The organism is Methanomethylovorans sp., assembly GCF_041447285.1.
Lineage (GTDB): Archaea > Halobacteriota > Methanosarcinia > Methanosarcinales > Methanosarcinaceae > Methanomethylovorans.
In genome coordinates this window covers 13,926-33,134 of the sequence record NZ_JBGMEB010000015.1, presented here as the reverse complement: position 1 = coordinate 33,134, position 19,209 = coordinate 13,926, and the positions used below count along the sequence as shown (strand labels likewise).

The following is a 19,209-nucleotide window of genomic DNA, read 5'->3' as shown; positions in this document are numbered from 1 at the left end:
CGTGTTAGTGTGTAACATACTAGCACGGCAAAAATACATTCATATGGAGATATAAAGATGTCAGAAATAGGAAAGAGTATACGTATTGAAAGGATTATGGACAGGAACAGCAGAAACATGGTGATCATACCCATGGACCATGGAATATCTGACGGCCCCATAAAAGGTCTTACTAACATTGCGGATTCTATCAATAAAGTTGCTGAGGGCGGAGCAAATGCAGTCCTTATGCAAAAAGGTATGATAAAGCACGGACACCGTGGATACGGCCATGATGTCGGTTTGATAGTGCACATGAGTGCATCCACGTCCCTTGGACCTGACCCAAACAACAAGGTACAGGTCTGCAGTGTGGAAGAGGTCATGAAAATGGGAGCAGATGCGGTATCCATACATGTAAATGTCGGCTCAGAGACAGAAGCTGACCAGCTCCAGAAATTCGGTAAAGTTGCTGAAGACTGCAATAACTGGGGCATACCTTTACTTGCCATGATGTACCCCAGAGGCAAAAAAGTCACAAATCCACATGATCCTGTGATGGTAGCCCATGCTGCAAGAGTAGGAGCTGAACTTGGAGCCGATGTAGTTAAAACTGTATACACAGGAGATGTTGATTCTTTCAAAGATGTGGTAAAAGGGTGCCCAGTGCCTGTGGTAATTGCAGGAGGTCCTAAGACAGAGACCGATGAGCAATTCCTGGAAATGATAAGAGGTGCCATTGATGCAGGCAGTAGAGGTGTAGCCATTGGCAGAAATGTGTTCCAGCATGAAAATCCCACAAAAATTACAAGAGCAATAACAGAGATAGTGCATAAGAATCGTACTGTAGAAGAAGCTCTTGAATTACTTAAGTGAAACAAAGTGAGAACATGAACAGTAAAAGTGTATGGATAAAGGCCGATGCAGGCAGGTGGGATGACAGGAAGGGGAGGATCACCACCGGATTGGAATCAGGCGTGGATTACGTACTGGTAGATGCTAATGATGTCGAAAAGGTAAGAGAATTAGGGGACATAAAGGTTGCTGCTTTTGCTTATGATGAGAAATCTGCTGCTGATGTAATAGTGATCGGCAAAGGGAGCGAAGGAGACGGCACAAAACCATTGCCTCCCGATTGTAGTGGATCTTTTGATATAATTACTGCCACTCGCCTTAAAGGCAAGGGCCTGAAGGTCGCAGGATATGTAGTGATCCGCAACAAGCAATATGAAGAGTTTGCAGCAGAACTAGCCGGAGTGTGTGACTATATTATTACTGTAGGCACTGACTGGAAAGTGATTCCCCTGGAAAACCTAATTGCAGGATTGCATGACAAGGAAGTCCAGATCATATCCGGAGTCAGGACTTCCGAAGAGGCAAAGCTTTCCCTTGAAACCATGGAACATGGGTCTGATGGGGTGTTATTGGACACAGATGACCCCAGCGAAATAAAAAAAACAGTAGCAATGGCAGAAAGATCTGGTGTTGCCAATCTCGATCTGCAAACTGCTGTTATCACTAAAGTGGAGCAGGTAGGCATGGGAGACCGAGTATGCGTAGACACATGCAATCTCATGACAAGTGGAGAGGGCATGCTTGTAGGCTCGCAATCCTGCGGACTTTTCCTCGTGAACTCGGAAGCAGATGACAGCCCATACGTTGCATCCAGGCCTTTCAGGGTAAATGCTGGTGCAGTACATGCTTATGTGCTGGTCGGGGAGAAGACGAAATACCTCTGCGAACTGGAAGCTGGTGACGAAGTATCCATAGTAAATGCAGTAGGAGAACAGAGAAAAGGCATCGTGGGCAGAGTAAAGATCGAGAGAAGACCACTCATGCTTGTGGAAGCTGACCTTAAAGGGAAGATCGTTAAGACCATCCTGCAGAACGCAGAGACCATCAAGCTTGTGACAAAAGGTGGAAAGCCCGTTGCAGTCACAGATTTGCAACCTGGTGACGAGGTGCTTGTGAAATTCGAAGATACTGGCCGTCACTTTGGAATGAAGGTAGAAGAAACTATCATCGAAAAGTGACCAGAGGATGCATGGTTAAGATAGGTGGCTTTGACCTGTCAAAAGGAGCGGCAGTTGTGGCTGTCATAAGCCACTCACCCCTGGAACAGGCCAAAGCAGCACGTTTGCAAGGTGCAGATATACTGGAAATCAGACTGGACCTGCTTGGAATAGAAGATACAAAGTCGACTTTAGAACTGCTAGCATCCTTGAAATCTGAGGTAGACCTTCCATGTATTGCAACCAATAGGGTACCATCTGATGGAGGGAAATGGGAAGGGAATGAAGAAGACAGAATACAAATTCTCCTGGATGTATTGCCATTTGTGGATGCTTTGGATGTGGAACTTGCTGCTCCTACTGATTCCAGAGAAAAAATCATAAAATCGGCACACGAGCTTGGGAAGACAGTTATCGTGTCACATCACGATTTTAATGGAACCCCCTCCTTTGAAAAAATGCAGAGCATCCTTGGAATGATATGGAAATGCGGAGGCGATATAGCTAAATTTGCTGCGAAGGCTAATTCGCCTGCCGATACTATTAACCTTTTACAGGTCACTCATGAAGCTACCAAACCCGTATGTATGATCTCTATGGGCGATCTGGGAAAACATACGCGTGTGATAGCACCATTATACGGATCAGTGCTGACGTATGGTGTCGTGGGCGAAGCAGTAGCTCCAGGGCAGTTGAGCATAGCTGAACTCAAAAGAACAATGAAGGTGCTCTTATGAAAAAAGTATTTGCTGTATTTGGAGACCCCATAGAACACTCATTATCTCCTATAATGCACAACGCAGCATTCAAAGCTCTGGGAATGGACTGTGCCTACCATGCCTTCAGAGTAAGCAAGGAAAACCTTAAAGACGCTATCAAAGGAGCAAGTGCGATGGGATTTGGGGGCTTGAACCTTACTGTACCTCTTAAGGAAGAAGCTCTGAAGATAGTAGAGCCGGATTCCCTTGCAGCAGCCATGGGTGCGGTCAATACTGTAGATTTCAAAGACGGTATCCGAGGATACAATACAGATGGAATTGGGGCAGAGAGAGCACTTATTGAAGCTGGGGTGAAAATCGAGAGCTCAAAAGTACTCATAGTGGGTGCAGGGGGAGCTGCTCGTGGAATTAGCTTCCAGCTTGCAAGCGACGGAGCCGAAGTGATCATTGCCAACCGTACACCTGAAAGAGCCATACAACTTGCAGAAGATGTTGCTGCTGTTGGAAATGTGAAAGGATGCGGACTTGAGCAGCTGAATGATCTTATAGCCAGAGCTGATGTGTTGATCAACTGCACAACTTTGGGTATGTACCCCTATGTAGAAGATACAATAGCTACAGCAGAACAGATGCATAAAGGTCTTGTGGTTTTTGATATTGTATATAATCCTCTGAAAACGAAACTGCTTATGGAAGCAGAAAAGGCCGGAGCAACAACAGTTTCTGGTGTTATGATGCTGGTATATCAGGGTGCAGAAGCTTTCAGGATATGGAACGGCGTAGAGCCTCCCGTGGAAGTGATGAAGGAAGCTGTGATGGGAGCGCTGAGAACTTGAAAATGCTCATAGTGGGTGGTACCGGCGAAATGGGCCAGTGGTTCTCCACCTTCTTCAGGGAAAGGAGTTTTGATGTCAGTATCTGGGGTAGAAGCGGAAAGATAGAAGTAGCCGAAAGGCTGGGGGTCAGGTTTGCCCACGATCTCCATACAGAAGTGAAAAGAAGCGACGTAGTAATAATTTCCGTGCCTATTGACATCACAGAGCAGGTCATTGCAGAGGTTGCACCGCTGATGAAAGCAGGCAGTCTGCTCATGGACCTCACTTCCCTGAAAACCGGGCCAACTCGTGCTATGCAGAAATATGCTCCACAAGATGTGGAAATTCTGGGCACTCACCCTATGTTCGGACCCACTATACCAAGCCTGCACGGACAGAGGTTCATCCTTACACCCATAAATGACAGGTGCCAGAAATGGTTCCCTATTATAAGGAAGATGTTAGAGGACAGTGGGGCTCACATAGTCATCGTTGAGCCCGAGGAACACGACCGGTTCGTTTCCGTAGTGCAGGGACTTACTCATTTTGCATATATAACTATAGGGACCACATTGGACAAGCTTGATTTCAATGTGAAAGAATCACGCAGGTTCATGAGCCCAGTGTATGACATTATGCTGGATTTCGTAGGCAGGATACTGGGTCAGAACCCTTACCTCTATGCTATGATCCAGATGGAGAACCCGGAGGTTATCAAAGTGCATGATGCTTTCCTTCAGGAGTGTCATCACACATCGGAAATTGTGAGAATACATGACATTCAGGGGTTCATTACAAAAATGAAAGAAGCCGCCATACACTTTGGGGACACAGCCCCTGCGCTCAGACGTTCTGACAAACTCATCAATTTCAAGATCTCAGAATATGACCATCTACTGGCATCAGTGGGAGAAGAGAGAGGGCTGTTGCACGTGTATACTGGAAAGATACACGTCGGTGAAGTATGGAAGGTAAACCCTACTGAGGTTTTGCTTGCAGAGGGAACAAAAACAGTATCACTGAAAATAGAGAATATACAACTGCTCTCAGCAGAGGAGCTGAAAGAGTGGAAAATCAGAAATCTTGTACATCATAGAAGGGATATATCTGTCATAATTCCGGAGAACGCTGATCCCGACATCATATTGGAAGTTCTCTCAGGCAATGCGAACATAGTGAGATCTGAGATCATTGACAAATACCTCATCGATGGGAAAAAGAGTGTGACCTACCGCATCAGCATATTGGCAGACCAGGAGCCTGAGAATGTACAGGCTGACATAGAACGAGTCCTGTGTGGTATCGGATGCCAGTTAAGAGTATGATCGGAGAAAATAGTTGATCATAGCATTGTAATATTCACATGGCTTACGGTTATATGCAGGCGAGTTCAATCACCATAAGAGGTGTCTGGCGAGAATATGAAAACAAATGGTTTTGTTGATAAAATGCAAATGGCTCCAGAGCAGCGCCTGAAATTCCAGAAAGGTGGTTTGTTCTTCTTAGCTGCTTTTGGGATATACCTTGGACTGCAGGGCCTCTATCTTATACTTGTAGCAAGGAACCTGCTGGCAGGTCTCCCCTTGTTCGTGGCAGCACTTATGATAGCTCCGCCACCAGTGGGCATATCTGATATATTGCGCAGCAGTTTTGGGATCAACATGCCCATGTACCAGCGGATGGGCATAGCTATTGTCATGCTATTCATCAGCTGGCTTTTCCTGCCCTGATAATAAAGAAAGATCTGAATAAGATCAGACTTTGCTTACGAGCTCTTCAAGAGCTAACTTGGGATTGTGGGCCTTCACTATGCCTGAGGCCAGCAGCACACCCACTGAACCAAGTTCTAAGGCTGCTGCAAGATCGTCACCTTTGGAGATACCAGCACCACATAGCACTTTTACTGCGGGATTGACCTTAAGAATAGCTTCTACAGAACCTGTGACTACAGCTGGATCGGCTTTAGATACCGGAATACCGGAGCCAATAAGCTCTGGAGGTTCTACGGCAACGTAATCTGGAGACAGAGCTGCTGCAGCTGCAGAGGTTGCCACGTTGTTTGTACATACAATGGTAGCAAGACCCGCTTTCTTTGCAGCCTGCACAGAAGCGTCTATCCCAGCAAGTGTAAGCCGCCTTTCTGAGTGGTTTATGAGAGTGCCGAATGCACCGGCATCCTTGATACATCTGGAGAAAGCATGACCTGTAAAGCTACCTGCACCCACACTGTCAAGGTGCTGTGAATATACAGGTATATCCACCTGAGAAGCTATGCGATAGATATCACAGAACTGTGGAGCAACAGCAATGTCAATGCCCGAATCATCTGCAACATCTTTGCATGCCTGTGCGATCTTTACTGAGTTTTCTCCTGTGCCTTCAAGATATGTCTTTAGGTTCAACACTATCATAATTGAGCTAATTTTCACCCCTCCTGAAAAAGGCGTGTATAATGAACACGCTTAGAAATCGGTCATTACTCTGAACTGATCGATCTCTGGCTTGTTCATGCCTTCTATGAATTTCTCTGCTACCTGCCTTACATCCTTTGCGTTGGTTATTGCACGACCGACCACAAGAATGTCTGCCCCTGCTTTCAAGGCCAGAGGCATGGTATCTATGCGTATGCCACCTGCAACTGCCACCAGAACCTTGTGGGATTCGGTCGAAAATGCCTTAATATCAGCAATGCTGCCCCATGCGTGTTCTGTACCCTCGATGTCAATACCACGGTGTAGTTCCACAACATCTGGCAGTGAGCCTACCTTCTTGAGCTCTGCAAGCACTGCAACCGGGTCTGGACAGTTGAGTGTGTCCATTACAGCATATATTCCAGTCTTGTGTGCTTCTTCGATAGCCTTCTGAAGAGTTGACACTGGTGCAAGAGCTGAGACCACAATGGCATCCGCTGTTGCATCTGCAACCATACGAGCCTCGAGGTTACCTGTGTCCAGGGTCTTGAGATCTGCAACTATGAATGCATCGGGCCTGATCTCACGCAGCTGAGAAATAACATCTACACCATAGCGTTTTATGAGCGGAGTACCGGCTTCGAGTATTACGTGGTCGCTCTTTGGAATCTGAGCAACGATACTGCGGATGGCTGCAATGTTGGGGTTATCAAGAGCAACCTGCAGGTATGGAGCATCCCAAAGTCTTGTGACCTTGAATCCCATGATGCCATGAGCAGCTCTGTCCTTCTCTTTCATAACGGTATCCACACTTGGGAAGCCATCCATGGCCCTCTTGAGAGCCAGCTTGGTGGCCCCGTAGTTGTACCTGTAGATCCTGTTGTAGTCAGTTGCTTCAGGGTGTATGAAAACACTGGCTATGATCACAAGGTCTTCCACGTCCTTCTTGTCGATAACGCCTTCTTCAACGGCATCTGCAACAGCCTTTGCCACCGCTGCCTGTGCAGGACCGAAGATCTGGGCTGCTTGTCCCATGTTCTTTACAGTAACTTTGGGGACTATCAGTGTCGATGGTTTAGCTGGAAGGTTTGGACGGATAACTGACAAGAGAGGAGTGTGCCCGGCGGACAGCTGGGTAATTCCATTTGCAAAAGCAAGTCCTACAGGACCATTCTTGTCACCAATGATAAGATCTACGTGTGCGAGTTCTGGTTCCTCGCCAATGAGTGCTTCGCCGACTAGTAACATACTTCACCTACAAAATTGGATAAATAAAGAATATATATACTCTTCATGTCCGACTTTATATAAGTCAGTGATGGAAACTGGCGCATTTTATATTATGTTTGCGATGGGAACTTTATATAATTGTTTAACTTACCGATGGGAAAAATAGAGTGGTATACTTAATTACCCTCTGCCAGATAATTGCTCATGATGCTGATAGCACAGTATTTCCCGCACATTGTACATGGACCAGGGTTATCTGGGCACATCGTTCGGGGTTTATCAGGATCAAGTGCATGTTCCATCTGTCCTTCCCAGTCAAACTTCACACGCTTCTTGGCAAGTTCCAGATCCTTCCCACTTATACCGTATTTTATGGAATCACCTATATGAGATGCTATCTTGAAGGCTACCAGACCTTCTCTCACCTGTTCTGGTGATGGAAGGGACAAATGTTCAGCAGGGGTGATATAACACAGATAATCTGCACCTGCACCGCTTGCCATGCTTGCTCCGACAGCTCCTGCAATGTGATCATACCCTACAGCAATATCAGTGGGCAGGGGGCCTGCAACGAACAGAGGATAATCGGCAATGGATTTGTATAAATGAACTCTCTCAGCAATGTTATTTGCCTGTATATGTCCGCCCATACCTTCTATGATAACCTGCACTCCATGCTCATGGGCCTCATGTGCAAGCTGCGCATTGCTCTCAGCCTCCATTTTATGAGCTTCATCCCACAGATCATGGATACAGCCACTGCGCATGGTGTTCCCCAAAGAGAGCACAACATCTTTTTTCCTGAGGATCTCCATGACCTCCTCAAAATGTTCAAGGAAGGGATTTTCAGATCTATTGGACAACATGAAGACGCTTGTGAACGATCCTCCCTTTGAAACCATACCCATTACCCTGCCTGAACCTTTGATCTTTTCAAGCATCTTTTTCTGCACGCAGTGCAGCACAACAGAACTCACACCCTCAGTCACATGTTTTTTCAAGTAGGACAGGATGTCATCTCCAGTCATATCCATCAAACCCTTTTCAACAACAGCCTGATAGATAGGAACGGTAGTTATTGGCAGGGATGTGTTCTCAAAAATGGACTTCCTTATAAAAGAGATATCACCGCCCATGGAAAGATCGGTTATGGTGTCTGCACCATACTTTTCTGCAATATGTGCTTTTTCTATCTCTTCACCCGGATGGATGGTATCAGAAGACGTGCCGAGGTTCACATTTACCTTAGTTGTCGCACCCTTGCCTATGGCAATACAGCGACCATTATCTCTTATCATGATAACGAGGCTGCCATCTGCAACCCTGGAAATGACATTCTCTTCATCTATTTTCTCGGTTTTAGAAATTAACTTCATTTCAGAGGTCAGTGTACCATCAAGTGCATGATCGATCTGAGTAGCTTTCATGAGTATCTCCTGTAAGTGAGGAAAAGGCTTGTGAATTTGTTTCTGCCCAGAGGAAGTATGGGTTATTTGTGTATTATAGATTATGCGATATAGCTGCAACAAAAGATTTTAATTGTTATTTCATACGCATCACTCTGGATGGACAAAGGTCTTCCAGCACGCAAACATCACATTTTGGAGAGACTGGTCTACATATCTCCTGGCCGAATCTCACAAGCAGTTCATTAACATACTGCCACAGTTCCCTGGGAACTACATGCTCAAGCTCAACTTCGGTTTCCTCCGGAGTTTTGGTTGTTACCAGGCCAAGACGATTGGATATCCTGTGCACATGAGTATCTACAGCAATTGCATCCTTGCGAAAAGCATACGTGAGAACACAATTAGCAGTTTTCCTGCCCACACCTGGAAGTTTGAGAAGATCATCCATGTTATCCGGTACTTTACCTTCGTACTCCTCAAGAAGTATCCTAGATATCTCTATGATACGCTGCGATTTAACCCTGTAGAATCCCACATCCTTTATCAGTTTCTCAATATCCTCTGGGTCAGCCCCTGCCATAGCTTCCGGAGAATCGTACACTTGGAATAGTTTCTCAGTGGTTGGGATAGTAACATCGTCTCGGGTACGCTGTGATAGCACTGTGGAAATCAACACATAGAAAGGATCATTTGTTCGATCGAAAAATCCCAGAGTGTATCTTTCTCTCAAGCGCGATATGACTTCAGACGCAAGCATGGGAACAAATTGCACCTAAGCCAACTTAAGCCTTTTCGAGCATGAGAATATAGATCCCCGCAAAAATGATCGATTTGGTATGCTTAATCGTTACATTTGATAATATTTCAGTTTGCGGAGAGAGACATATATGCCGCCTACTTTTTATGCATAATTGTTCAATTGGGTGCGATGGATATAATTTCAGATCTTGCTGTTTATGGATATGCCGGGCTGTTCCTCGCAAGCTTTCTTGCTTCAACGGTGCTACCATTGGGTTCTGAAGCACTGCTGTTGTTGCTTATAAATGAAGGATTTGATCCAATGTCATTAGTCATAGTAGCGACTCTAGGAAACTATGGTGGAGCATGTACAACCTACTACATTGGGCTTGTAGGACGCAAGGATCTTATTGAGAAATACCTGTCAATTTCCCAGCAGCATTTGAACAATGCTGAAAAATGGTTTAAAAAATATGGTGTGTATTCCTTACTCTTCACCTGGATTCCCCTCATAGGTGATGCCATCACAGCCATGGGTGGCATAATGAGACTCGACTTTAAGATATTCTCCATTTTTGTGTTTCTGGGAAAGTTCCTGAGGTATCTTGTATTTGCATACATGTTTTTGGGCATAATTTAAAGGCAAAGCATCCTTTCAACTGCTATAATAGATTATATTAGGAAAATTATATATAATTGAATGTTGCTTATATATAAATAAAGGAATGTGAAGTGATGACAGACCCAAAAGAGCAACAGATCAGAAAGCACTCACTTTTGATCCCTGTGGCTGTAGCCACTGGCACATTGATAGCTGTAGGCGTGTATGCAGTTATGCCCAGTAACCTGGCACTGTTCACAATCATAGCAGGAGCTATACTGGTTGGATTTTTCACCTATAGATATGTCAGGTCCACAAAAACAAATTAAGGTTGCAGCGATAGGCTTATAGAGGAGAAATACTATTCTATGCTGCTTAAAGGGCCTGTGGTCTAGCTGGTCATGACGTCGCCTTCACACGGCGGAGGTCGGGAGTTCGAATCTCCCCGGGCCCACTGGGTTTTGTCAGATTCTACGTGTTGAGAGATAATTTTGTAAATTGGCTCGAAATTCCCAAAAAAATGTGGGAAAAAAGATCAAATCCCCACTTATTTTTGAAAGGATCACTTTTTTCTGATTACCAATGCAGCAAGGATCGTTGCCACCAGTGTGATCAAGAAGAATCCATAGCTCATGCCTTTAGATTCTTCTACAGCAGTGAATGTTCCGTCCTTGGTTGTTGTCTGCTGTTCCACGAGTTCAAGATTGTAAACTGAAGCTTCTACCAGTGACAAAGGACTGGATGCACCTGTTTCTCCCAGAACAGAGAAAGAGATCGTCGCTATCTCACCATCTCCATTGATGCCTGAAGCATCTACAAATGCAATGTAGATCTGGCCCGGATTCGTAATATTCGATTCCATAATGGCATTCTTACTGAGTTCTGCAGTTTCCACACTGACCGCCTTAAGCACCGATGGATCATATTTCAACACGAGATCCACACTTCCGACATCATTGGCACCTGCGAGGGCAATGGGAACCTGGACCGTACTACCTGAAGATCCTTGAATATCCCCTATGCTTACAACCAAGGATGCGCCTGATGCAACAGATATAAGACTTACCAATAGCAGAGCAAATAGAATTTTTCTCATATTATACCTCCATGCACAGTTCATTCATTTTACTGCCAGTTGCAAGATCATCCTTGCATCAAGTGAAGTAATCTCCCCGTCCTGATTCATGTCCATGAATGATTGTTTGTCAATTTTGCCCACAGACATCTGCAATGCTGCAAGAGCATCCCTTGCCGAATATACTCCATCACCATCAGCATCACCGGAACCTTCGCCTGCAATTATCACCTTAAACAAACCATCTTTGGAAGAGATAGTAATCGCCTGCATATCCTCCGCAGTGTTTGCTGAAACGCTAGTGATCTTCAGTGCAGAAGATGAACCAGAAGCTCCAATCACATTGAATTTTACATAAGCTATTACACCATCGCCGCCAAAACCCTCACTTGAAGCAAGGCTCACCTTTATGTTCCCTGCTACGATATTGGAGTCAAAAATGGCGCTTTGGGTAAGAGGACCGTTCATCACTTCCTTTGCGTCCAGAACAGCCGGATCGTATTGTAATGTAAGGTCCATATTTCCGATGTTATCTGTCACTCCTTTTAATGTAATGGGAATCTGCACAGTACTTCCAGTAGGAGTGGTACGCGATTCGAATGTAATAATCGGACCTGAAGACGGAACTGATTCATTGGTTTCTGTGGCACCCTCACCCAGTAGTTCAACTGCATCCACTTCTTCCCAGCCTGCAATTTTAGTGTACAGGATAACACCATTTACAGAATACTGAGTCTTATCAAATGTGACCTCGAACCATCCTGGGCAGACCGTACTGTCTGTTCCGGTCCATACAGTATGCTTTTGGCCTGAAGTATCCACAACATCCACCTGGTAGATGAATCCAGCAATATTAGTTTCATGAACACGAACACCTATAGCCTGGACAGGAGTTGAGAAAGATAAATTTAACCATTCTGGATCTGAACCCGAACTTGCAGGGGCCCAGGCAGTAGAGATATCTCCACATGCGTCAGTGTTTGGTACACCAGTAGCCTGGTTTGCTGACCAGCGGTCTGCGGTGTACTCACTACTTGCAGTGGAACCTGAGGCCCACTGTCTTGGGGAAACAGTAGTAGATACGGTGCCAGGAGAGGTATCAGAAGGCACAGTAGTAGTAGTAGAGGTATCAGTATCACCTATTAGTTCTACCGCATCGATTTCTTCCCAGCCTGCGATTTTAGTGTACAGGATAACACCATTTATGGTATACTGAGTTTTGTCAAATGTGACCTCAAGCCAGCCGGGACAGGCGGTACTGTCTGTACCGGCCCATACCGTATGCTTTTGGCCTGAAGTATCCACAACATCCACCTGGTAGATGAATCCAGCGATATTAGTTTCATGAACACGAACAGCTGTAGCTAGTACAGGAGTTGCAAAAGACAAACTTAACCATTCTGGATCTGTGCCTGAACTTGCAGGAGCCCAGGCAGTAGAGATATCACCGCATGCATCTGTGTTCGGTGCACCAGTGGCCTGATTTGCTGACCAGCGGTCTGCGGTGTACTCACTACTCGCAGTGGCACCTGAAGCCCATTGATTTAACTCTTCAGCTGAACAGACTACCGTAGTCATTATTACAATCAGCAATGATATTCCAAAGTAAATGTAATTATTTGTCTTGATTTGCATTTCTATCCCCCACTCCACAAATGATGGTGAACTTTGAGTCCCCTGATCCCATCAATTGAAATCATTGACATGCATAAAAAGAGAACGTAATAAAATTTAAGATCCGTATCCCATAACTTAAACACTAGAATAGCATGATGGTAAAGTTTTGATCAAGCAGATATTTAAAATTATCGTAGGCTCTTAGAAAGAGTATTCAAATGCAATAAAAACAAAAAAGAAAATAGTTACAAAAATTAAAACTATACTTAGAATTATGCCAATATTCGATTTTCACTCAGCTTCTGGTACAAACTTGCAGCGCCCCGGATCACCTGCTTTTGCTATGGCCTCTACCTCAGCATAAGCCATAGGATCATAACGTGGGATATCTGCAGTTCTGTACTTAGGGAAAACAAGGGAATATTCCTTCATATAGGTCTTTCCATCAGGACTTAGAGTCACCCGGAAAACGATTTCAGGCCTGTTGCCTTCTTTTACAAGATATGTACTGTTCATAATGCCACCTTCCTGTGTTCCTTTTATCAATGACACAAATATAGCACCTGTAGAGGCCAAAATAGAACTGGCCTCAATTACAGGTATCCCATCTCATGTCCATATGTAAGTAGTACATTAATGTATTTAAGTTAAATGGTTATTTTAATTAGTAATTATACTTACAAATATGCTCTTGTTGAATAAGATCCGATATGATAATAAGCCAGTACACCAATTGTGCCTCATGACCCTATTATCAAAAAAGGAACTAAGAGAAAGAATACTATCAAAAACGCCACTTATTGAGAATATGATAGATCTGGAAACACAGCTGCAGCCCAATAGTGTGGAGATGACATTACAACGTGTTGAAATTATGGAAGGTGCGGGAGCTATTGATTTTGACAATTCATGCCGAAAACTTCCGTTAAGTAGACCCCTTGAATTTGACGAAGAGGGATGGGTGTTCCTTCCGCACGGAACTTACAAAGTAGTATTTAATGAGATAGTTAATATACCGAAAGACCTGGCTGCCATAGCAAGACCCAGGTCCACAATGCTCAGATGTGGTGTGAACATAGGAACTGCTGTATGGGACTCCGGTTATAGAGGAAGAAGTGAATCCATGTTAGTTGTGCATAATCCAGAAGGATTCAATCTGCGTAAGAATGCACGTATCATTCAACTCCTGTTTTACGAATTGCATGCAGAAGTGGAAGAGGGTTATAAAGGCCAATATCAGCATGAGAACATCTAAGCACATAATTGCTACGTAAAGAATATCTATGTTCAATCAATTATAGCAAGTTATGAGCGAGATTGGTAAATCCGTACGGATGGAAAGGATATTCAACCGTAACACGGGGAAGACTATAATCATACCCATGGACCATGGTGTAGGTGCAGGACCGATCAAAGGCATAATAGACCTCCCAACCACTGTGAACAAAGTTGCAGAAGGAGGCGCAAATGCGGTTCTTGGACATATGGGATTGCCCAGATATGGTCACAGAGGATATGGAAGGGACATAGGACTTATAATTCACCTTTCTGCCTCCACATCCCTGGGACCTGACCCCAACCATAAGGTATTGGTAACTACTGTCGAAGAAGCGATCAAGATAGGAGCAGATGCTGTTTCGGTACATATAAACGTAGGTGCAGATGATGAAGCTCAGATGTTGAAGGATCTTGGTTACGTTGCAAAGGTATGTGATGAATGGGGGATACCACTCATTGCCATGATGTACCCAAGAGGACCAAAGGTCACCTCCGAACATGATGTGAAATTCGTAAAACATGCTGCACGTATTGGAGCTGAACTCGGTGCAGATATTGTTAAGACTAATTATACGGGAAGTATAGAAACCTTTAGAGAAGTAGTAGAAGGCTGCCCGGTGCCTGTTGTTATAGCAGGTGGCCCACAAATGGATACAGAAAAACAATTGCTTCAAATGGTATATGACTCCTTGCAGGCAGGAGGCAGCGGTGTTGCCATTGGAAGAAATGTATTCCAGTCAGAAGATCCCGTAAAACTTGTATCCAATATTTCCAAAATTGTTCATGATGGGATGACAGTAGAGGAAGTACTTGGAGAATGAAAACTATTTCACTTTTACTTTTTTACAAAACATAGACCCGTCAGAGTAAACTCTATTCTCCAGTGGAAATGAAGGGGTTTCCAGACCAATTGCACAGTACAACTTATCGGAGATACCTGGAGAAAAAAATTAGATAAAAGAGGAGTAAGACAAGGCCATTGATTTTTAAAAGACTCATTGAAATGATTGTTGGTGGTGGTACGATATGAAAATGCTTCTTTCGGCCTTGCCTAATACCTTGTATATATGAACACAAATATAAGCATTATGGAGATAAAAATTAATTTTGTGAACATGAAAGAGAAAGTTAGTTCTTCTTGGAAACTCGATAATGTTAAATCCAATGGGAATATCGATGTTCTACCATAGAATAACATTCATATGATAAAAATCATTTTTGAGGACCATTATGGATAGATATGAACAGGTTATAGAATTGGCTAAACGCCGTGGATTTTTGTGGAACTCTTTTGAGCTGTATGGGGGCACAGCCGGATTCTATGATTACGGACCTTTGGGAAGCACTCTGAAACGCAGAATAGAACAGATCTGGCGTGAGATATACGTAATACAGGAAGGGTTTATGGAGATCGAGTGCCCGACCATAGGAATAGAAGAAGTGTTCATAGCATCAGGTCATGTAGGAGGATTCTCAGATCCTCTCTGCGAATGCAAGAATTGTGGCGAAGCCTTCAGAGCAGACCATCTGATAAAACACATAACTGAAGAAGCGGATGGCCTCAGTGATGAGGAATTGGATAAAATCATCGCACAGAACAGCGTTAAATGCCCCGAGTGCGGAGGCGACCTGGGAAATACCTATGAATTCAATCTGATGTTCAAAACCCAGATAGGTCCCGGTACGGGAAGAAAAGGATATATGAGACCAGAAACTGCCCAGGGCATGTTTGTGGATTTCCTCCGGCTCGCACGCTACTACCGCGATAAGCTTCCTTTCGGTGCAACCCAAATAGGAAAATCATACCGTAATGAGATATCACCAAGGCAGGGAGTTATAAGGTTGAGGGAGTTCACCCAGGCAGAAGCAGAGATATTCATTGACCCTAAAAGCAAGAGTCATCCGAACTTCCAGAGGTTTAAAGACACTGCAATTAACCTTTATTCTGATGCAGCACAGGATATTGGAAAATCCGAAATTATGACAGTTAAAGACGCTGTAGATAATGGTATTATTGCACATGAGTTCCTTGCCTATCAGGTAGCATTGGTAAACCACTTCCTGCAGCGCGTTGGTATCGCCCACGACAAGCTAAGGTTCAGACAGCACAGGAAAGATGAAATGGCCCATTATGCCATTGACTGCTGGGATGCTGAGATCCTTACTGACAGATTCGGCTGGGTGGAAGTAGTAGGTATTGCGGACAGGACAGATTACGACCTTTCAGCACATGCCAACATGAGCAAAACAGAACTTTCCATTTTTATCGAGTACGAACAGCCAAAGATGGTAGAAAAGTTCGTGGTAAAACCCAATATGGAAAAGATGGGACCGATGTTCAAAGGCAAAGCAAAGATTGTTGCTGAAGCACTTAAAGCCCTGACAGCCGAAGAACTCGAAAAGGAAGAGATCAAAGTTATAGCTGGCGGAGAAGAGTTTACCGTACCAAGAGAAATGGTGGAGTTCGCCCAGGAGACCATCAAGATCAGTGGGGAGACTATCGTCCCACACGTGATAGAGCCTTCATTTGGCATAGACAGGATCCTGTACTCAGTTATGGAACACGCTTATGATGAAGAAATGGTCCCTGCAAAAGAGTCTGAAGAAGAAGCTGAGGATGAAGCAAGGATAGTCCTGAGGTTCAAGAAAGAGGTAGCTCCTGTAAAAGTTGCAGTATTGCCATTGCTGACCAGACAGGAACTGATAGAACCTTCAAAGGAAATAGCCAACAAGCTAAGAAACAAAGGACTGCTGGCAGCTTATGATGATTCCGGGGCTATCGGTCGCCGCTACAGGCGTAACGATGAGATAGGAACCCCTTATTGTATCACTATAGATTACGATACACTGCAAGACAATACAGTGACTATAAGGGACAGGGACAGCATGCAGCAGGTGAGAGTGCCTATTGAGAAGATAGAAGATGTGCTCTATGAACTTGTACATACGGACAGAAAATTTGAAAGTGCGGGAAAGCCTTTATAATACTTTCACTGCGCTTGCACATATTTAAAAAGATATGGGTTGTATATGTTACACTCGACAAAAAGAATGTAACATGACAAACTATATCAAACACCCACTTATATTGCCTGATACCGTTGAGCAGAGGCTCTATCAGCTTGACCTTGCAGGCCGGGCCCTTTCATCATCCACCTTAATAGTACTGCCCACTGGTCTCGGAAAAACCATAGTATCTTTGCTTGTCATTGCAGCCAGGATAGAAAAATATGGAGGTAGGGCTCTTGTACTTTCTCCGACAAAACCCCTTGTAGAACAGCATGCAGCTTTTTTCAAGAAAGTAATGAAGATACCGGAAGAGCAGGTCATCACTTTTACTGGAAGTGTAGCGCCTGAGAAAAGAGCAGAACTCTGGAAAACTGGAAAGGTTATTGTTTCCACACCACAGGTTATCGAAAACGATGTACTTACGAAAAGGATTAACCTTGAAGATGTTTGCCACATAACGTTTGATGAAGCTCATAGAGCAGTGGGTAACTACGCTTATACTTACATAGCAGAGAAATATTTTGAAAATGCAAAGAATCCGCATTGCCTGGGAATAACCGCAAGCCCTGGAAGTACGGATGAGAAAATAAGTGAAGTGTGTGAAGCACTGCATATACGTTCTGTTGCTGTGAAAACCGAATCTGACAACGATGTGCGACCATATATCCATAAAAAAGAGATTGAATGGATCAAGATCGACCTGCCCAAAGACATGATTGAAATAAAAGGGCTGCTTGAAAAGGTCATAGAAGAAAGGTTCACTAAACTTACGGAGCTTGGATATCCAGTACATAACCAAAAATTCGTTACTAAAAAGGAATTGCTGGGGATGCAGAAAAAGCTCCAGGAAGAACTGAGAGGAATGCCTGATCCTGCAGTATATGGAGCAATATCGATTGTTGCCGAGATAATGAAAGTCAACCATGCAGTAGAGATCATAGAGACACAAGGAATCGAATCCTTGTGTAAGTACATGGAAAGACTGGAACATGAAGCATATTCAAAGAGCGGGAGCAAGGCTTCAAAAAGATTGGCTGAAGACCTATATATGCGACAGGCCATTCACCGGATAAAGGATACGGATAGCGAACACCCAAAACTGGATATGGTAAAGAATATTGTATTCAAACAGATAGCTGGCAGACAGGAATCAAGAGTAATAGTTTTCACGAACTATAGAGATACTGCGGATATGGTCACAGCTGCTCTGGAAACTATGGAAGATATTCGCCCTATAAGGTTTGTCGGGCAAAGCTCCAAATACAAAGACAAGGGCCTTACCCAAAAACAGCAGGTACAGATCATTGAGGATTTTAAAAAAGGCACATACAACGTACTGGTAGCAACTTCCGTAGCAGAAGAAGGATTAGATATCCCCTCAACTGATCTTGTAGTATTTTATGAACCCATTCCTTCTGAGATCAGGAGCATACAGCGCAAAGGCAGAACGGCAAGAAAACATGCTGGCAGGGTTGTAGTCCTAGTCACTAAAGGTACAAGGGATGAGGGCTATTACTGGAGCAGCCTTTCCAAAGAGCGCCGGATGCAAAGCAATATGAAAGAGTTGCAGGAACTTATGCCTGCAAATAATTCTACTTTAGAACAATACGCTCAACCACAGGTGGAAAAAGACCAGAAGCAGTTATCTGAATTTGACAATGAAGGCATAAGGATAGTTATAGATCACCGGGAAGTCCGCAGCCAAATTGCCAGAGAACTGGAAAAGCTGGGGGCGGAAATAGATGTTAAGACCCTGGAAGTTGGGGATTATGTCGTCAGCGAAAGAATAGCGATTGAGAGAAAGAGTGCAGAGGATTTCGTAAATTCTCTCCTGAACAACACTTTGTTCGAGCAGGTCTCCAATATCTCACGTTCTTACGAAAAGCCTGCACTGTTAATAGAAGGAGAAGGATTGTTCTCAGCACGCCAGATCAGCCCTAAAGCGATACATGGAACTCTTGCTTCCATAGGAATAGACTTCGGAGTATCTATATTTTACACCAGGGATGCTGAAGATAGTGCAATTCTTATCCACACACTTGCAAAGAGAGAGCAATCTGATGATCTGAGAGAGATAAAGCTTCATGGAAAAAAAGCCTCACAAATGTTATCGGAACAGCAGGAATACATAGTTTCTGCCATAAGCGAGATCGGACCAAAAGCGGCAAAAACTCTTCTTCAGCATTTTGGAAGTGTAGAGAACGTAATGAAGGCAGAATATGAAGAGTTAATAAAAGTCCCTAAGATCGGACCAAAGACAGCTGCCAGAATAAGAGAAGTCGTATCAGGAGACTATAAAGGATGATTCAAGATTAC

General features: G+C 44.1%; 19 protein-coding genes and 1 tRNA gene. 13 read left to right on the top strand and 7 right to left on the bottom strand.

From position 1 onward, the window contains the following. The first annotated feature begins 57 nt into the window (after positions 1-57). The 6 genes from ACC612_RS09360 to ACC612_RS09335 all read left to right on the top strand — a co-directional run bounded on the left by ACC612_RS09360 (position 58) and on the right by ACC612_RS09335 (position 5,255). Positions 58-855 carry a 2-amino-3,7-dideoxy-D-threo-hept-6-ulosonate synthase gene (locus ACC612_RS09360; protein WP_371854265.1) on the top strand — a complete coding sequence of 266 codons (798 nt, stop codon included), beginning with the start codon at positions 58-60 and terminating at the stop codon, positions 853-855. Between the two features lie 14 nt (positions 856-869). After that, on the top strand, positions 870-2,012 hold the full coding sequence (locus ACC612_RS09355) for a 3-dehydroquinate synthase II (RefSeq protein ID WP_371854264.1): 1,143 nt from the start codon (positions 870-872) through the stop codon (positions 2,010-2,012). An 11-nt stretch (positions 2,013-2,023) separates the two neighbouring features. Continuing rightward, positions 2,024-2,728 carry a type I 3-dehydroquinate dehydratase gene (gene aroD / locus ACC612_RS09350; RefSeq protein WP_371854263.1) on the top strand — a complete coding sequence of 235 codons (705 nt, stop codon included), beginning with the start codon at positions 2,024-2,026 and terminating at the stop codon, positions 2,726-2,728. Then, a complete protein-coding gene (gene aroE / locus ACC612_RS09345; RefSeq protein WP_371854262.1) occupies positions 2,725-3,546 on the top strand; it encodes a shikimate dehydrogenase in 822 nt (273 codons plus the stop codon). Before aroD ends, aroE begins: the two co-directional genes overlap by 4 nt. A 2-nt stretch (positions 3,547-3,548) precedes the next feature. Further along, the gene (locus ACC612_RS09340) at positions 3,549-4,850 is read left to right on the top strand and encodes a prephenate dehydrogenase (RefSeq protein WP_371854346.1); all 1,302 of its coding nucleotides are present in this window, start codon (positions 3,549-3,551) and stop codon (positions 4,848-4,850) included. An 81-nt stretch (positions 4,851-4,931) separates the two neighbouring features. Beyond that, complete coding sequence (locus tag ACC612_RS09335; RefSeq protein WP_371854261.1) at positions 4,932-5,255, top strand: hypothetical protein; 324 nt, start codon at positions 4,932-4,934, stop codon at positions 5,253-5,255. A 24-nt stretch (positions 5,256-5,279) separates the two neighbouring features. On the opposite strand, the gene tpiA is transcribed toward ACC612_RS09335, so the two are convergent. From tpiA to nth, 4 genes are all read right to left on the bottom strand, one after another. After that, positions 5,280-5,936 carry a triose-phosphate isomerase gene (tpiA, locus tag ACC612_RS09330; protein WP_371854260.1) on the bottom strand — a complete coding sequence of 219 codons (657 nt, stop codon included), beginning with the start codon at positions 5,934-5,936 and terminating at the stop codon, positions 5,280-5,282. 51 nt (positions 5,937-5,987) lie between these two features. Continuing rightward, positions 5,988-7,184 (bottom strand): bifunctional 5,6,7,8-tetrahydromethanopterin hydro-lyase/3-hexulose-6-phosphate synthase, encoded by a 1,197-nt coding sequence (locus ACC612_RS09325; RefSeq protein ID WP_371854259.1) that lies wholly within the window; start codon positions 7,182-7,184, stop codon positions 5,988-5,990. Between the two features lie 158 nt (positions 7,185-7,342). Then, complete coding sequence (gene thiC / locus ACC612_RS09320; RefSeq protein ID WP_371854258.1) at positions 7,343-8,593, bottom strand: phosphomethylpyrimidine synthase ThiC; 1,251 nt, start codon at positions 8,591-8,593, stop codon at positions 7,343-7,345. Positions 8,594-8,708: 115 nt separating this feature from the next. Further along, on the bottom strand, positions 8,709-9,332 hold the full coding sequence (nth, locus tag ACC612_RS09315; protein ID WP_371854257.1) for an endonuclease III: 624 nt from the start codon (positions 9,330-9,332) through the stop codon (positions 8,709-8,711). A 171-nt stretch (positions 9,333-9,503) separates the two neighbouring features. Between nth and ACC612_RS09310 the strand changes: the two genes are divergently transcribed. The 3 genes from ACC612_RS09310 to ACC612_RS09300 all read left to right on the top strand — a co-directional run bounded on the left by ACC612_RS09310 (position 9,504) and on the right by ACC612_RS09300 (position 10,368). Further along, positions 9,504-9,953: a YqaA family protein gene (locus ACC612_RS09310; protein WP_371854256.1), complete on the top strand. Its 450-nt coding sequence runs from the start codon at positions 9,504-9,506 to the stop codon at positions 9,951-9,953. A gap of 95 nt (positions 9,954-10,048) precedes the next feature. Beyond that, the gene (locus ACC612_RS09305; RefSeq protein WP_371854255.1) at positions 10,049-10,243 is read left to right on the top strand and encodes a hypothetical protein; all 195 of its coding nucleotides are present in this window, start codon (positions 10,049-10,051) and stop codon (positions 10,241-10,243) included. A gap of 51 nt (positions 10,244-10,294) precedes the next feature. Beyond that, a tRNA-Val gene (locus ACC612_RS09300) sits at positions 10,295-10,368 on the top strand. Positions 10,369-10,476: 108 nt separating this feature from the next. On the opposite strand, the gene ACC612_RS09295 is transcribed toward ACC612_RS09300, so the two are convergent. The 3 genes from ACC612_RS09295 to ACC612_RS09285 all read right to left on the bottom strand — a co-directional run bounded on the left by ACC612_RS09295 (position 10,477) and on the right by ACC612_RS09285 (position 13,158). Further along, entirely contained in the window at positions 10,477-11,010 is a 534-nt protein-coding gene (locus ACC612_RS09295) for a cohesin domain-containing protein (protein WP_371854254.1), read from the bottom strand. Positions 11,011-11,034: 24 nt separating this feature from the next. Continuing rightward, positions 11,035-12,624: a cohesin domain-containing protein gene (locus ACC612_RS09290; protein WP_371854253.1), complete on the bottom strand. Its 1,590-nt coding sequence runs from the start codon at positions 12,622-12,624 to the stop codon at positions 11,035-11,037. A 273-nt stretch (positions 12,625-12,897) separates the two neighbouring features. Then, positions 12,898-13,158, bottom strand: coding sequence for a hypothetical protein (locus tag ACC612_RS09285; protein WP_371854252.1), 261 nt, complete (start codon positions 13,156-13,158; stop codon positions 12,898-12,900). A gap of 190 nt (positions 13,159-13,348) precedes the next feature. Here ACC612_RS09285 and ACC612_RS09280 point away from each other — a divergent pair, with 190 nt between their 5' ends. From ACC612_RS09280 to ACC612_RS09265, 4 genes are all read left to right on the top strand, one after another. Next, complete coding sequence (locus tag ACC612_RS09280) at positions 13,349-13,861, top strand: deoxyuridine 5'-triphosphate nucleotidohydrolase (RefSeq protein ID WP_371854251.1); 513 nt, start codon at positions 13,349-13,351, stop codon at positions 13,859-13,861. A gap of 52 nt (positions 13,862-13,913) precedes the next feature. Continuing rightward, positions 13,914-14,705, top strand: coding sequence for a 2-amino-3,7-dideoxy-D-threo-hept-6-ulosonate synthase (locus ACC612_RS09275; protein ID WP_371854250.1), 792 nt, complete (start codon positions 13,914-13,916; stop codon positions 14,703-14,705). Between the two features lie 409 nt (positions 14,706-15,114). Then, positions 15,115-16,869, top strand: coding sequence for a glycine--tRNA ligase (glyS, locus tag ACC612_RS09270; RefSeq protein WP_371854249.1), 1,755 nt, complete (start codon positions 15,115-15,117; stop codon positions 16,867-16,869). Positions 16,870-16,942: 73 nt separating this feature from the next. Next, positions 16,943-19,198, top strand: a complete 2,256-nt coding sequence (locus ACC612_RS09265; protein WP_371854248.1) for a DEAD/DEAH box helicase — start codon at positions 16,943-16,945, stop codon at positions 19,196-19,198. Positions 19,199-19,209: the final 11 nt, after the last annotated feature.